The organism is Bacillus sp. UNC69MF (genome assembly GCF_000746035.1).
In the GTDB taxonomy this organism is placed as follows: Bacteria; Bacillota; Bacilli; order Bacillales; family Bacillaceae; genus Bacillus; species Bacillus velezensis.
The window spans coordinates 182,626-197,557 of sequence record NZ_JQKM01000004.1 but is presented as its reverse complement, the minus strand read 5'-3'; the positions used below and the strand labels follow the sequence as shown (position 1 = coordinate 197,557).

Annotated in this window: 17 protein-coding genes; 12 read left to right on the top strand and 5 right to left on the bottom strand. The window is 45.6% G+C overall.

Annotation, left to right across the window (positions count from 1 at the left end):
* Nucleotides 1-3 precede the first annotated feature (3 nt).
* The 6 genes from tseB (at nt 4) to BR62_RS0105745 (ending at nt 5,080) form a co-directional block, all read left to right on the top strand.
* Nucleotides 4-489 (top strand): cell wall elongation/penicillin-binding protein regulator TseB, encoded by a 486-nt coding sequence (gene tseB / locus BR62_RS0105770; RefSeq protein WP_007409483.1) that lies wholly within the window; start codon nt 4-6, stop codon nt 487-489.
* 22 nt (nt 490-511) lie between these two features.
* On the top strand, nt 512-1,693 hold the full coding sequence (locus tag BR62_RS0105765) for a pyridoxal phosphate-dependent aminotransferase (protein WP_032870049.1): 1,182 nt from the start codon (nt 512-514) through the stop codon (nt 1,691-1,693).
* A gap of 134 nt (nt 1,694-1,827) precedes the next feature.
* Nucleotides 1,828-3,120, top strand: a complete 1,293-nt coding sequence (gene asnS / locus BR62_RS0105760) for an asparagine--tRNA ligase (protein ID WP_012117840.1) — start codon at nt 1,828-1,830, stop codon at nt 3,118-3,120.
* Between the two features lie 95 nt (nt 3,121-3,215).
* On the top strand, nt 3,216-3,914 hold the full coding sequence (gene dnaD, locus BR62_RS0105755) for a DNA replication protein DnaD (RefSeq protein ID WP_003153516.1): 699 nt from the start codon (nt 3,216-3,218) through the stop codon (nt 3,912-3,914).
* Nucleotides 3,915-3,932: 18 nt separating this feature from the next.
* Nucleotides 3,933-4,592, top strand: coding sequence for an endonuclease III (gene nth / locus BR62_RS0105750; RefSeq protein ID WP_007612187.1), 660 nt, complete (start codon nt 3,933-3,935; stop codon nt 4,590-4,592).
* Complete coding sequence (locus BR62_RS0105745; protein WP_032870046.1) at nt 4,589-5,080, top strand: YpoC family protein; 492 nt, start codon at nt 4,589-4,591, stop codon at nt 5,078-5,080. Before nth ends, BR62_RS0105745 begins: the two co-directional genes overlap by 4 nt.
* A gap of 77 nt (nt 5,081-5,157) precedes the next feature.
* On the opposite strand, the gene BR62_RS0105740 is transcribed toward BR62_RS0105745, so the two are convergent.
* Nucleotides 5,158-7,941 carry a PBP1A family penicillin-binding protein gene (locus tag BR62_RS0105740; protein WP_032870044.1) on the bottom strand — a complete coding sequence of 928 codons (2,784 nt, stop codon included), beginning with the start codon at nt 7,939-7,941 and terminating at the stop codon, nt 5,158-5,160.
* 38 nt (nt 7,942-7,979) lie between these two features.
* A complete protein-coding gene (gene recU, locus BR62_RS0105735; RefSeq protein ID WP_012117837.1) occupies nt 7,980-8,588 on the bottom strand; it encodes a Holliday junction resolvase RecU in 609 nt (202 codons plus the stop codon).
* 41 nt (nt 8,589-8,629) lie between these two features.
* Here recU and BR62_RS0105730 point away from each other — a divergent pair, with 41 nt between their 5' ends.
* A complete protein-coding gene (locus BR62_RS0105730) occupies nt 8,630-9,592 on the top strand; it encodes a DUF2515 domain-containing protein (RefSeq protein ID WP_032870042.1) in 963 nt (320 codons plus the stop codon).
* A 43-nt stretch (nt 9,593-9,635) separates the two neighbouring features.
* Here BR62_RS0105730 and sspM read toward each other — a convergent pair whose 3' ends face one another.
* Nucleotides 9,636-9,740 (bottom strand): acid-soluble spore protein SspM, encoded by a 105-nt coding sequence (gene sspM / locus BR62_RS0105725; RefSeq protein ID WP_003153525.1) that lies wholly within the window; start codon nt 9,738-9,740, stop codon nt 9,636-9,638.
* Between the two features lie 205 nt (nt 9,741-9,945).
* On the opposite strand from sspM, the gene BR62_RS0105720 reads away from it, so the two are divergent.
* Together BR62_RS0105720 and BR62_RS0105715 are read left to right on the top strand one after the other, a co-directional pair.
* Nucleotides 9,946-10,191, top strand: a complete 246-nt coding sequence (locus BR62_RS0105720) for a DUF5446 family protein (RefSeq protein ID WP_007409491.1) — start codon at nt 9,946-9,948, stop codon at nt 10,189-10,191.
* Nucleotides 10,192-10,236: 45 nt separating this feature from the next.
* On the top strand, nt 10,237-10,605 hold the full coding sequence (locus BR62_RS0105715) for a YppE family protein (protein ID WP_007409492.1): 369 nt from the start codon (nt 10,237-10,239) through the stop codon (nt 10,603-10,605).
* Between the two features lie 38 nt (nt 10,606-10,643).
* Here BR62_RS0105715 and BR62_RS0105710 read toward each other — a convergent pair whose 3' ends face one another.
* Nucleotides 10,644-10,826: a YppF family protein gene (locus BR62_RS0105710; protein WP_003153532.1), complete on the bottom strand. Its 183-nt coding sequence runs from the start codon at nt 10,824-10,826 to the stop codon at nt 10,644-10,646.
* A gap of 186 nt (nt 10,827-11,012) precedes the next feature.
* On the opposite strand from BR62_RS0105710, the gene BR62_RS0105705 reads away from it, so the two are divergent.
* Entirely contained in the window at nt 11,013-11,486 is a 474-nt protein-coding gene (locus BR62_RS0105705) for a YppG family protein (RefSeq protein ID WP_032870039.1), read from the top strand.
* A 29-nt stretch (nt 11,487-11,515) separates the two neighbouring features.
* Here BR62_RS0105705 and BR62_RS0105700 read toward each other — a convergent pair whose 3' ends face one another.
* A complete protein-coding gene (locus BR62_RS0105700; protein ID WP_017418017.1) occupies nt 11,516-11,929 on the bottom strand; it encodes an Hsp20/alpha crystallin family protein in 414 nt (137 codons plus the stop codon).
* Between the two features lie 138 nt (nt 11,930-12,067).
* On the opposite strand from BR62_RS0105700, the gene BR62_RS0105695 reads away from it, so the two are divergent.
* Nucleotides 12,068-12,574, top strand: coding sequence for a PTS sugar transporter subunit IIA (locus BR62_RS0105695; RefSeq protein WP_012117833.1), 507 nt, complete (start codon nt 12,068-12,070; stop codon nt 12,572-12,574).
* A gap of 98 nt (nt 12,575-12,672) precedes the next feature.
* Nucleotides 12,673-14,919, top strand: a complete 2,247-nt coding sequence (locus BR62_RS0105690) for a DEAD/DEAH box helicase (RefSeq protein ID WP_032870038.1) — start codon at nt 12,673-12,675, stop codon at nt 14,917-14,919.
* The last annotated feature ends 13 nt before the right edge of the window (nt 14,920-14,932 follow it).

The window sequence follows — 14,932 nt, the reverse complement described above, 5'->3', positions numbered from 1 at the left end:
AAGATGAGAAAAAAAGCATTAATATTTACAGCCGTATTTGGTATTATTTTTTTAGCAGTTCTTTTATTTTCGGCCAGCATTTTTAAATCTGCAATGGCCCAAAAAGAAGAAGGCCACGAAACAGCTGCCGCAGCCGCTAAAGAAAAAACGGATCTGACAGATGCTGAGAAAGTGGAGACCTTTGTCGGCAAACAGAAATATTATGTTGTTACCGGAACGGATAAACATGGAAAAGATATGTATGTATGGGTTCCGGCCGACAAAAAAGCAAAAATTCTCTCAAAAAAAGCCAGTGACGGCATTTCAAGCGGCAAGGCTGCCAAGATCGTTCGGGACGAAGGGCTTGTTTCCAAGCTGAATGGTGTTCACCCGGCGAGAGAAAACAATGTTCCGTTATGGGAAGTGACCTATATCAACAAAAGCGGGCAGTATAGCTTTAGCTATGTGGACTTTACAAGCGGCAAGATTCTCAAAAACATCACACCGTGAGACGTATTAGGGGGAGTTCAAGTTGAAATTGGCAAAAAGAGTATCCGCATTAACACCGTCTGCAACACTTGCAATTACTGCAAAAGCGAAAGAGCTGAAAGCAGAAGGCCATGATGTCATCGGCCTCGGAGCAGGAGAACCGGATTTTAATACGCCTCAGCACATTATAGATGCCGCGGTGCGTTCCATGAATGAAGGCCATACGAAATATACGCCATCAGGCGGTCTGCCGGCGCTGAAAGACAGTATCGCAAAAAAATTCAAAAACGACCAGGGGATTGAATATAAGCCGTCAGAAATCATTGTCTGCACCGGAGCGAAACACGCTCTGTATACATTATTTCAGGTTATTCTCGATGAAGGGGACGAAGTGATTATACCGACTCCTTACTGGGTCAGCTACCCTGAGCAGGTGAAACTGGCAGGGGGGCGTCCCGTCTATGCAAAAGGGCTGGAATCCAATCAGTTTAAAATTTCACCGGAGCAGCTGAAGCAGGCTATCACCGAGAAAACAAAAGCGCTCATTATCAATTCACCGAGCAACCCGACAGGTGTTATGTATACGAAAGAAGAGCTTGCGGAACTCGGAAAAGTGTGTCTGGAGCATGGCATTCTGATCGTTTCCGACGAGATTTATGAGAAGCTTACATACGGAGGAAAAAAACACGTCTCAATCGCACAGCTTTCAGATGAATTGAAAGAGCAGACGATCATCATTAACGGCGTGTCGAAATCTCACAGCATGACGGGCTGGAGGATCGGCTATGCGGCGGGTTCGGAGACGATTATTAAAGCGATGACGAGCCTTGCGAGCCACAGCACATCAAATCCGACGTCTATCGCTCAATACGGCGCTATTGCGGCCTATAACGGTCCGGCTGAGCCGCTGGAAGAGATGAGACAGGCATTTGAGCACAGACTGAACACCATTTACGCTCAGCTCAGTGAGATTCCCGGATTCACCTGTGTCAAACCTGAAGGGGCGTTTTACTTGTTCCCTAACGCCAAAGCGGCCGCAGAAAACTGCGGATTCAAAGATGTCGATGAATACGTCAAGGCGCTTCTGGAAGAAGAAAAAGTCGCCATCGTGCCGGGCTCGGGTTTCGGTTCACCGGACAACGTCCGCTTATCTTACGCAACGTCACTCGATCTTTTAGAAGAAGCGGTCGAAAGAATCCGCCGCTTCACGGAAAAACACAGCTGATTCTGAAAAAGCGGCTTTTAAAGCCGCTTTTCACTTGCATTGACCCCGTTAGAGTAGAACGGGTATAATAAAGTGATGAAAAAAGAGATTCAGGCAGATTCCTGAATGTCTTTCTTGTTCTGGAGGGAAAGAGTTTGAAAACAACAATCAACCAAGTGTATAAACACACAGGCGAGGAAGTAATGATTGGAGCTTGGGTCGCTAATAAACGCTCAAGCGGTAAAATCGCATTTTTACAGCTGAGAGACGGTACAGGCTTCATTCAGGGAGTTGTCGTTAAAGCTGAAGTAGAAGAAGACATCTTCCAAATCGCGAAATCAGTGACACAGGAAACGTCACTTTATGTAAAAGGAATTGTGAAAGAGGACGAGCGTTCACCGCTCGGCTATGAGCTTGCTGTTACATCCATTGAAGTCATTCACGAAGCGACTGATTATCCGATTACGCCTAAAGAGCACGGTACGGAATTCTTAATGGATCACAGACATTTATGGCTCCGTTCGAAACGCCAGCACGCAATTATGAAAATCCGCAACGAAATCATCCGTGCGACTTATGAATTTTTCAACAAAGAAGGCTTCGTGAAAGTAGATCCGCCGATTTTGACGGGAAGCGCTCCGGAAGGCACGACTGAGCTGTTCGCGACGAAATATTTTGATGAAGACGCCTTCTTGTCTCAAAGCGGCCAGCTGTATATGGAAGCAGCTGCAATGGCGCTCGGAAAAGTATTCTCTTTCGGACCGACGTTCAGAGCGGAAAAATCGAAAACGAAACGCCATCTCATCGAATTCTGGATGATTGAGCCTGAAATGGCATTTGTTGAATTTGAAGAAAACCTTGAAGTTCAGGAGAATTATGTTGCATACATCGTACAAAGTGTGCTGGAACATTGTAAGATCGAGCTGAACACATTAGGTAGAGACACATCGAAGCTTGAACAAATCAAAGCGCCATTCCCGCGCATTACGTACGATAAAGCGATCGAATTCCTGAAAGAAAAAGGCTTTGACGATATTGAGTGGGGAGATGACTTCGGTGCGCCGCATGAAACAGCGATCGCAGAAAGCTATGACAAACCGGTGTTTATCACTCATTACCCGACGTCATTAAAACCGTTTTATATGCAGCCTGCCAAAGATCGTGACGATGTCGTGTTATGTGCCGACTTAATCGCTCCGGAAGGCTACGGGGAAATCATCGGCGGTTCAGAACGCGTTCATGATATGGATTTATTGGAAGAAAGATTAAAAGAACACGGTCTGGATTCAGATGCTTACAAATGGTATGCTGAACTCAGACAATACGGTTCTGTTCCGCACTCCGGCTTCGGCCTCGGACTTGAGCGGACAGTGGCTTGGATCAGCGGAGCGCCTCACGTGCGTGAAACGATTCCGTTCCCGAGACTTCTGAACCGTCTTTATCCGTAATAGTTTTAAAAAACGAAGTCTCCTGCAAGGGAGACTTTTTCTAAGTAAAGGGGAAAGCTCCCGGGAGATAACCTTTTACAGTAAGAGGTGTAAGGATGAAAAAACAGCAATTTATAGATATGCAGGAACTCGGCATTTCAAGCATTCCCAACCTGCTGCTGACACATTACCGGCAGCTCGGGCTGAATGAAACCGAATTGATCCTGCTTTTGAAGATTAAAATGCATTTGGAAAAGGGCTCTTATTTTCCGACGCCGTTTGAACTTCAGTCAGGCATGTCCATCTCTGCTGAAGAATGTACAAGCTGCCTGAGGATGTTTATTCAAAAAGGTTTTCTGTTTATTGAAGAATGTGAAGACCATAACGGCATAAAGTTTGAAAAATATTCTCTGCAGCCGTTATGGGCGAAGCTGTATGATTACATGCAGCATTCACAAAACGAAACGCAGGAAAGAACGTCAGAAAGAGAACAAAAAAGCCTGTATACCATCTTTGAAGAAGAGTTCGGAAGACCGCTGTCGCCCCTTGAATGCGAGACGCTGGCCATATGGCAGGACCAGGATCAGCATGATGCGATTCTGATTAAACACGCCTTAAAAGAAGCCGTTTTATCGGGGAAACTCAGTTTTCGCTATATTGACCGGATTTTATTTGAATGGAAAAAGAACGGCTTCAAAACGGTTGAGCAGGCGAAGGCGCACAGCCAAAAATTCCGGCGTGTTCAAACAAAACAAAATGATCCGCAAAAAGAGTATACGAGGCAGGTGCCTTTTTACAATTGGCTGGAACAATAACATGAGAAGGGGAGAAACGTGTTAAATTTAAAGCAGATTGAATATTGTCTTGAAAAAATCGGCGATATGTTTCCGCACGCAGAATGTGAACTTGTCCATTCAAATCCTTTCGAACTGGTTGTGGCAGTCGCACTATCCGCGCAATGTACGGATGCTCTCGTCAACAGAGTAACAAAAACGCTATTTCAAAAATATAAACGGCCCGAAGATTATCTTGCCGTATCGCTGGAAGAACTCCAGCAGGATATTAAATCAATCGGCCTGTACCGTAATAAAGCCAAAAATATTCAAAAGCTGAGCAAAATGATCATCGAAGAGTACGGCGGAGAAGTGCCGAAAGACCGGGATGAGCTTGTGAATCTGCCGGGTGTCGGACGGAAAACGGCAAATGTGGTCGTGTCTGTTGCTTTCGGCGTACCCGCGATCGCAGTAGACACTCATGTGGAGCGGGTCTCTAAACGGCTCGGTATCTGCCGCTGGAAGGACTCTGTTTTGGAAGTAGAGAAAACATTAATGAAAAAAGTGCCAAAAGAGGATTGGTCTGTTACGCATCACAGATTAATATTTTTCGGCAGGTATCATTGTAAAGCGCAATCTCCCCGCTGTGCGGAATGTCCTTTGCTTCCGCTATGCAGAGAAGGGCAGAAGCGTGACAAAAAAGGGCTGGTGAAACGGTGACGGCGATTGACATTCTGGCAGGCTATGAAACATACCTGCGCAGCCTTACGGACTTGGAAAGCCTTGAGATCAAAACGGCGCTGCGCCGCCATCCTCTGTATATGGATTTCAGCGGTCAGCCAACAGTGCAGCCATGGAGGGAAAGGGGCGAATATGTCCCGTTTCTGTTTCAGATTTGGAATGAAACGAAAGAAACGCTGCTTCCCGTTTTTCAAACAAGAAAATCGAGATGTGATCAAAATGACATGCTGAAGGGAATTGCCTGTCTGATTGCCGCTTTTCACTGGACGGCAGGGGAGCGGGTCACATCACTCGACTGGACTGTGCTTGAAACAAAGCATTTTCCCGCCGAACCGATCAATTGGGCGGAGCGAATGGCGTTTATTTTAACGAAACCGACTCAATATCACTCGTTTATTCAGCTTGATGAATTGATGACGGAGATGAAGAAACAATATCATAAATATGAAGCCATGAACAAAGGTTAAAAACCTCCTTTTCTCATAAGGAGGTTTTTTTGTATGAAAAAAATCCTTCACCTGGTTGAGGTGAAGGATTTCGTCCGCTAATGAGCGGAATTTGACTGGATGGTTGACGAATTTGACTGCCCGTTGATATTTGAAGATGAGTCTTGGTTTTTGTCCGTTTGACCGTTGTCAGGTTTATTTGAGCCGTCTGAACCGGAATCGGAATCATTATCAGAGCCGTTATCTTGCTGTCCGTTGTTATCGGTCCCGTTACCGGGCTGATTCTGATTGTTGTTATCTGTTTGATCCTTATCGGATTGATCCTGATTTTTATCCGGGTCATCAGTTGGTGTTTGATCCGATCCGTCAGACGTATCTGTCTGATTGTCATCTGTGTTTGAATCATCGGTTTGCGTTTTGTCTTTGTCTTTATCTTCATCAGACTTCTGTTCATCGTCAGTCGCTTTATCTTTATCCGCATCGTCTTCTTCATCTTTCGGGACTTTGAAAGAAGCTGATGCCGTATCGCTTTTTCCGTCATCGTTTTCCGCTGTCACCTGGAAGCTGTATGTGGAGCCTGGTGTGACATCTGAGACGACGGCTTCTTTTGCTGAACTGTTTTGAATGTCACTGTAGCTTCCGCCGTCAACGGATTGTTTGACATTGAATGTTGCATCACCGTCATAATTCCAGCTTAAAGTTAATGATTTTTTATCTTTGTCGTATTTCACTTGCAATCCTGTCGGTTTATCGGCTTTTTCTTTCGTGTACGTTTTAGAAACGGCAGTTGGCTGCGTTCCTTTCACGAAGTACTCCGTCACTTTTTTATCATCCGGCGTATTCGGTCCGGCTAAAGCGGCAGGATTCGAGCCTTTCTCAACTGTTTCTTTTACGACGCTGTCAGGCTGCTTGAAGCTTCCTTTACCGTCATCAACGTAAGAGATCAGCTTTTGGAAAATCCGTTTTGCGACTTGCTGGTCTGCAGAAGACAGTGATTTCTTGCCTGCTTTGTTGCCAGACTCAACTCCGGTCCAAACCGCCGCTGTATATTGAGGGGTGTATCCGACAAACCAGGAGTCTGGGACTCCGCCCGGAGCAATGTTATATTTTTGAATGTCCTCTTTAGTAAAGTTGGTCGTACCCGTTTTACCGGCGACTTCCACGTTCGGCACCTGAGCCAGTTTACCTGTTCCTGATTCGACAGCTGATTTGAGCATATCGGTAATCATAAACGCTGTGTAGTCGCTCATAGCACTTTTCGGTTTCGGTGTTAAATCAAGCTTAGTGCCGTCATTAAATTCAATCGATGTGACCGCGTGCGGTTCGTTGTACGTTCCGTTATTTCCGAACGCACTGTAGGCGCCTGCCATGGTCATAGTAGATACACCGCGGTTACCCTCACCAAATCCCCCGATAGAGTAGGGTTCATATACTTGATCTTTGTTTAATCCCAATCCTAAGTCGTTTGCGAAGTCGACGGCATTATCTTTTCCTGCTGCTTGGTATGCTTTTAAAGCAGGAATATTACGTGAGTCTGCGAGGGCCTCTCGCATAGATATCTGACCTCTGTATTTATTGTCCCAATCATGAATCGGTGTGCCGTCAGAGTACGTATAAGCCGAATCATCAATCTGCTCATACGTCGACCATTTTTTATTTTCAATGACCGGCCCGTAATCAAGAATTGGTTTTATCGTTGAACCGGGCTGGGTTTTACCTTGTGTTGCATAATTGAATCCCCCGGTAGTTCTGTTCCGTCCTGCTCCGATAGCGCGGATTTCTCCGTTTGTCGTATCAAGGAGAGTGACGCCGCCCTGCATGCCTTCCGAAAAGCCGGCTGTATCTCCGTTCATCAATTGATCAAGATAATCTTGTGCTTTCGTATCAAGAGTCGTGTAAATTTTCAATCCGTCAGTTGAAATATCGACGTCTTTCTTTTCTTTTGTCTCAATTTCTTTCATAACTTCTTCGACAAAAGCGCTGTATTTATTTGTGTCCTTTTTATCGTATTCCTTTTGGCTGACGACGCCTTCATCTTTCATGGACACTTTCTTTGCTTTTTGGTAGTCAGAATTTGAAATGAATCCTTGTTTTTCCATTAAGCTGAGAACAATGTTTCGGCGTTTTTCGGAAGCCTTCGGATTTTTAACCGGGTTATATCCGGTCGGGCTTTGCGGCATTCCGGCAAGCGTCGCCGCCTGTTCAACCGTAAGCTTGCTCAAGTCTTTTACGCCGAAGAATTCTTCAGCCGCTTTACCGACGCCGTAGGCACGCGGTGAGAAATAAATTCTGTTTAAATACATTTCTAAGATTTCATCTTTAGAATAATGGCGCTCCAGCTGCAGTGAAAGCCACACTTCCTGTGCTTTCCGTTTAATCGTTTTCTGATGGGTCAAAAGCGAGTTTTTCACAACCTGCTGGGTGATTGTGCTTCCTCCCTCTGAACCGAATCCATCCGTAAAGTTGGCGACCAAGGCGCCTCCGATCCGGATCGGGTCTATACCGTGGTGCTTATAAAAACGGGCGTCTTCAGTTGCGATAAATGCTTCTTTCACAACATCGGGTATATCCTTAATCGGGACGTAGGTTCGTTTTTCACCGCCCACTTCCGCGATTTCTTTGCCGTTTTTATCGTAAATCGTTGAAGAGTAAGGCGTTTTCAGCTTGGCTTCGTCCAAAGACGGCGCGCCGGAAACCAAAACGGCAAATGCCGCCGCTCCGCCGACTATGCCAAGGACAAACAGAATAACCAAGGACAGTACAATCTTTTTGAATAAACCGCCTTTACGCTGTTTCTTGCCTTTTTTCGGTGAAGAGGGCTTAGTGCTTTTCGTCTGCCTTGCCTTACGGCGTTCTTCACGGCTCGTAAATTGATCTGACATAACATCTCAACCTTTCGTTTATCAACCTTTCGCTCAGTCTACTGTTCCTGCGAAAAATAAAGCTGTTCAATAATACTAATATAATCAATTCTCGGTGAGTATCCAAGGGAAATCGGAAAGGAAGCATCTTCTAATTCGTCTTTGCGAATTGATTTTCTGCCATTGTTCTCCTTTCTCTCCCAAAAGACAAACAGCTTGTCGGCTTCGAGGAAATAAACCTTTCCGAAAGCGGATATAATAACAAAACAAATGCCGTCTTGTCTGACCACCTGCTTCATATGCTCAATCTGATGATCATGAAAATTCTGCAGGGGAAATGCCGTTTTGTTTTTTGTTTCTTTTGCCTCAAAATCAATGTAGCGCCCTTTATAAATGCCGTTGTAGTCAGTTGTGGAAGACTGTTTAAAATAAGCTTCCTTAATGACTGCGGCGCTTCTTTTCGGATAGTGGACGTTTACAATCTGGACGGGTGTCGGCTTTTTGTGAATGACAGCAATTTGGTTAGCCAGATAATACTTATTCGTTTCATTCAGGTCGTCTTCGAGGGTCATGCCGCGATTACTGTATGAATGAGACCGTTTCTGGCTGTTTTGGGATGAAACCGTTTTGTTCGGCTGAAAAGTTTTTCCATTCGGGTACCGAATCACTTTTTCCATCCTCCTTATCAAACTAATAGTGACGGAAGTGAATGAACGTGCATAAACGACAGACCGTAACCGCCATTCTTCGCCTGATCGAAAAAGAGACGAAAATAAAAAATGCCGATAATATTTCCCGGACGAATGCCTATAAAGCATATTATGACCGCCATCCTGAGATCAAGTGGCCGCTTTTGGCATCCTTTGTGTCCCGCAATGCGGGCTGGTCGATGACTGATTTAAGAGGCGTCCTTTATCAGGAGGGCCTTGACAGCAGTCAGAAAAACTGGTTTTTCCTTTCGTATGAAAGGGCGAATTGGCTGATTTTTTCTGATGCCTATCCTCAGCTTCTGGTCTACCAGTGGTCAAAACAAATCGGCGAACCTCTTTTCCGTCATCTTCCTCATTTCCGCGTCTCGGCTTTTATGCAGGAAGAGTGGCTTCGCTTTTGGCGTGACGGAGATACGGAACGGCTCATGTATGCTCTTATTATAAATGAACAAAACACTATCCAAGCACCTATTATACAAAATCCTTCGTTTAAAAAGAATGTTTTTGGCACGATTCCTTTTTATTTAAGTGATTGGTTTCACTTTAATACGGTGATATTCCCTTCATTTGACGGACAATTATACGGAATTTCCGTCAAACGGTTTTCAAAAACCGAAGAGAGAATTACGCTCGGAAAACAGCTGGCCCGCCTTCTGTTCAGCCCTGATCTTCACGCTTCTTTTTACCGTTTTCTTGATACCGTTCCTCATACCGGATCACGCTTTGATATGGAGAAAATGATCGGCATCAAAAAAAGAACATCACCGATGCTGAGGACAACCTATCCCATTGTTGCCCACCCATTAGACGGCGAAAGGGCGGATTGGTTTCAAAAAAGGTTAAGAAAAGGGGCTTTCTTACAGGAGAAAATGCCGAAACAGCTTGAACTGACGGACTGGTACTTCCAGAAAAGACGGGAGCTCCATGCGCTCTTCGCGGTTAAAGAGTGGCTGAAGAAATGAAAAAGCCCGAAACCGTTCGCTGGGGTTTCGGGCTGCTGATGTGTTACGTGGAAGGGCGGTTTGGGCCGCCTAATTTTTTATCAAGCGTATCAGTCGTTTTTGCTTCGGTTTTTTGCTGTTTACCTGCATTTTTCGGTCTCGTTTTCATACGGCACCTCCTCAACTGTATCGTTTGCATTAACGTGCCGGTTCATACAAAGTTTGCGGCACTTTTTTGTCGAAAGGCACGCCTTTTAGGATAATCTCTGTTTGTTTGCCGAACTGCTTCTAGTTTTGTCATGTGCAAAGGAGAGCGGTATGAAAACGAGAATTATATTCTAAAGAAACGCAAGTGATAAAAGGGAGGAACATGAATGTCTGTTTACACGAGCAAGGCTGATATTCTCCGTCTGCTTTCTGATATCGAATTCCGGATTTCTGCTGCTGAAAAGACGCTTACCCAAGCAGTCAGATCCTGTCAGGCGGAAGCTGAAGAAATCAGACAGGAGAAACTTTCCCGCCTTGAGGAAGAGGCGCGGGAGCTTCATGTTTGTATTGATGACCTGTTTTTGGCTGACCGGCGTAAAAAGGATTTGCCGAGAGCCTGCCGGATCAGCTGATTTTATGCAAAAACTTTGGTACCATATGTACTGAGGTGAGTCCGTTTGCAGACACAGTCGTTATTGGAGCTGACAGAACAAATGATAGAGGCGGTTCTGGAAGCCGAAAAAAGGTATCAGGATGGAAAAGAGTCAGGCCGTTCATATGATTTTTTTGAGATTATTAAACCCGATGTTGAAAAAAGAGACCGGCTTTGCGCGCTTTGGACAGAAGCAGCGCTTGCGTTTATTCAGGAAAACCGTCCGAAATACGTTCATCACGCACAAATTCAGGCCGTTACAGAAAATTTCGGAGAGCTGATGCTCCAATCATATGTTCATCATATTCATAAAAAAAGATACAGGGATTTAACTGAATCTGTTTTATATACGCTTCGTATATTAAGGGATGAAATTGAAAAAGAAGGCAGCTGAAAACGGCTGCCTTCTTTTATATAAAGGGGTCGGGTATGTTATTCATACGCCGGGTTTTCTGCTCCACTTGCTTCGAGAACCTTCATACTGTTTCGAAATTCGGTTGCGGTGAGATGGCCTTGAATATAGAGGAATTTTGCAAAGTCCATCAGTTTATCTGCACAATCTGTTTCATATTTTTTCACTTCAGCAAAACGCTTTCTTAAGTATGATACGTTCATAATGGTGCATCCCCTCTCATGTATGTTGAGATTATGGTAACATAACGATTCGACTTTTTTCTGTTTTTAAAAAATTAAGACTTTCGACAGCATTTGACAAAAATCAGAATCACCGAAAGCACATAACCACGGCGGAATTCATACATATATAGCAGAAACTTAGTGAGAGACAAGGGGGAATGTCATATGCAATGGAGAGCGCAGCCATATCAAAATATGTACCAGCAGCCGGCGGGATATTTCTACCCGCAGCAGATACAGCCATTACAGCAGCCGAGTCCGCAGCAGATACAGCCATTACAGCCGCCGTATCCGCAGCAGATACAGCCATTGCAGCAGCCGCCGCCGCCATATCATCAGCAAGGGCAGTACCCGCAGCAATTTTATCCGAATCAGGAATACGGTCATGTGCAGCAGCCGTTTGCTCCCGCTCCCCCTCAGGCAGGCATGCCCGGGGGGCAGCCGGGGTTTGTGAATCCTTACCCCGTTCCCAGACCGAATCAGCAGCAGTCTTCCCAATTCTCAGGCATACTCTCCCAGTTTAAAAAAACGAACGGACAGTTTGACTTTAATAAAATGATAGATACAACGGGGCAGATGGTAAGCGCCGTAAATCAGGTCGGATCGCTGGTGAAAGGCTTCACCAGTATCTTCAAATAAAAAGCATGAATGATATCCATCATTCATGCTTATTTTTTAGGGAAAAAGAGGGTAAGCGTCTGTTCATTCCAGGATGTTTCCATATCTTCTTCACTCACCTTATACGGGAGGACAACGGTTCTTGTCATGCTTGAAGACACATGGGATGAATGAGCCTGTTTATGATCGTAGCGGATTGTAACGTGAAGGTAGCACCCCTTCGTTTCCACCAGCATATCACCGTCACGGAATGTCTCGGGAACGCTGATATCAACCGCGAGGCCCGTCGGCTCTTCTCTGACATCAATCGTCACTTGCGCTTCAGTAAAAGCCGAATTGACAAGGTGCTGAAAACCCTGCATCAATTCTGCGAAGGGACCTGAGTGAAAAAATTGGTCCATCGCATGGCTGATGATGTCCTCATTTCTTTGCGGATCAAGTTTATCGTTTTGTGATTGATCCATATGACCACCGCCTTTTTACAAACAGAATATGCGATGTTATGCCGTATGGTTAAGAATTGAAGGAAAAAAGAAAGTATGGTTAAATAGTGGAGAATAAACTGGTAACGGATTCACATTTAGGAAGGGGAGCACAACACATTGCTGAAAAAATTATTCGGATTGGGAGACAGCCGGAAAAAGCCGGCCGAGGAAGTGATCTTTTCTCCGGCTGACGGAGCGGTGATGGATTTGGCTTCAGTGCCGGATCCCGTATTTTCACAAAAAATGATGGGGGACGGGATCGCCGTCGAGCCTGCAAACGGAGACATTGTTTCACCGGTTGAGGGAGAAGTGATTCAGCTGTTCCATACAAAACATGCTGTCGGCATCCGCACCCTTTCCGGAGCGGAACTTTTGATACATGTCGGTTTGGATACCGTCAATATGAACGGTGAAGGCTTTGAAGCGCATGTAAAAGAAGGAGACAAAGTGAAAACAGGCGATCTGCTTTTAACGTGCCGGCTGGATTTAATAAAAGAAAAAGCAAGCAGCACCGTCATCCCTATGGTGATTATGAATGGCGATGCCGCAGAACCTTTGCAATTTGCAGGCGCAAATGAAGCGAAAAAAGGACAAACAGAGCTTTTTACGATAAAAATGAAGTAGGCAGGGGCTGATTCCCTGCTTTTTTTCTTGTGCAGGATTTTCATCTAGCCAGGCAAACAAATATTCGGTAAACTATACCTCATAAAGAGGTGTGAACGATGAAGAAAAAATCACTGAGCGAACTGATTCAGGAATTAAAAAATCATGAAAATATTGTGCATTGGCATGAAGAGGAACCGCGGGAGGCGAAAACCATGCCGATGCCGGAGCAAGTAGATCGGAAAATTCGGGCGGCTCTCGAAAAGAGGGGGATCGAGCGGCTCTTTACACATCAATACTCCGCTTTTCAGACGGTTCAAAACGGAGAAAGCATTGTGGCTGTCACACCGACGGCCTCCGGAAAAACACTGTGCTATAATCTTCCGGTTCTTCAGTCTATCGCGGAAGATGCCTCAAGCCGCGCGCTTTATTTATTTCCGACAAAGGCGCTCGCACAGGATCAAAAAAGCGAGCTGAACGAAATCATAGACGAGACGGGCATGGACATTAAAAGCTTCACCTATGACGGAGATACGTCTCCGGCCATCAGGCAGAAAGTCAGAAAAGCCGGGCATATTGTGATCACAAATCCCGATATGCTTCATTCAGCCATTCTTCCCCACCATACAAAATGGGTGAGTCTGTTTGAAAACCTGAAATATATTGTCATTGATGAATTACATACGTACCGCGGCGTATTCGGCAGCCATGTGGCGAACGTCATCCGCCGTTTAATGAGAATCTGCGCTTTTTACGGAAGCACGCCGTCATTTATCTGTACATCCGCCACAATCGCCAATCCGAGGGAATTGGCGGAGCAGCTGACGGGAAAATCAGTGCGCCTGATTGACGATAACGGCGCCCCGGCCGGAAGAAAGCACTTTGCTTTTTACAATCCTCCGATTGTAAATAAACCGCTGCATATTCGAAAAAGCGCCACCGTGGAAGTGAACGAACTTGCCAAAACTTTTTTAAAAAATAAGATCCAGACGATTGTTTTTGCCAGAAGCCGTGTCCGGGTTGAAATTATTTTAAGCCACATTCAGGAGATCGTAAAAAAAGAAATCGGCGCGAAGTCTGTCAGAGGCTATCGCGGCGGATATCTTCCGAAAGAAAGAAGAGAAATAGAGCGGGGGTTAAGAGACGGCAGCATTCTCGGCGTTGTCAGCACAAACGCGCTGGAGCTCGGCGTTGATATCGGCCAGCTTCAGGTCTGCGTGATGACGGGGTACCCGGGCAGTGTCGCGAGCGCATGGCAGCAGGCGGGCCGGGCCGGGCGGCGGCAGGGAGAGGCGCTTATCGTGATGGTGGCGAACCCTGATCCGATTGACCAATATATTGTGCGCCATCCTGATTATTTCTTTAAACGCTCGCCTGAATCTGCAAGGATTAATCCCGATAATCTCATTATACTGGTCGATCACCTGAAATGCGCCGCGTATGAGCTGCCTTTCAGAGCCGATGAAACATTCGGAGAAAATGATGCAAGAGATATTCTCGAGTATTTAGAAGAAGAAGGGGTGCTTCACGAAAACCGCGAACGCTATCACTGGGCGAGCGAATCTTTTCCCGCCTCCAACATCAGTCTCCGTTCGGCGTCACAGGAAAACGTGGTCATCGTTGACCGGTCAGAGACGGCTGATGTAAAAATCATCGGAGAAATGGACCGCTTCAGCGCGATGACGCTTCTTCATGATGAAGCGATTTATCTTCATGAAGGGGTGCAGTATCAGGTTGAAAAGCTTGATTGGGATCATAAAAAAGCGTACGTGCGAAAGGTCGATGTCGAATATTATACAGATGCCAATTTAGCGGTGCAGCTGAAAGTGCTGGACATTGACAGAACGGACAGCAGAAAGAAAACGGCCTTACATTTCGGCGATGTAACCGTGAACGCACTTCCGACAATATTTAAAAAAATTAAAATGACGACATTTGAAAATATAGGATCAGGGCCGATTCATCTTCCAGAAGAAGAACTGCATACCAGTGCTGCCTGGCTTGAATTGAAAGAGACGGATTCGGAGATCGGCGAAAAAACGCTTGAACAGCTGCTTTTAGGCATTGCCCACGTCCTGCAGCATATCGTGCCTGTATACGTCATGTGCGACCGAAATGACGTGCATGTCGTGCCGCAAATCAAAGCCGCACATACCGGACTTCCGACAATCTTTCTGTATGATCATTATCCGGGCGGAATCGGACTTGCCGATGAAGTATATAAGCGATTTGATGAAATCAATGAAGGGGCTGAGCGCCTGATCAGACAATGTCCATGTCAAGACGGATGTCCTTCCTGCATCGGCTCCGAAATAGAAGGAATAGATGCAAAGAAAGCGATACTCCGGCTCTTGAATTACGTGTAAAAGAAAAGGGGGA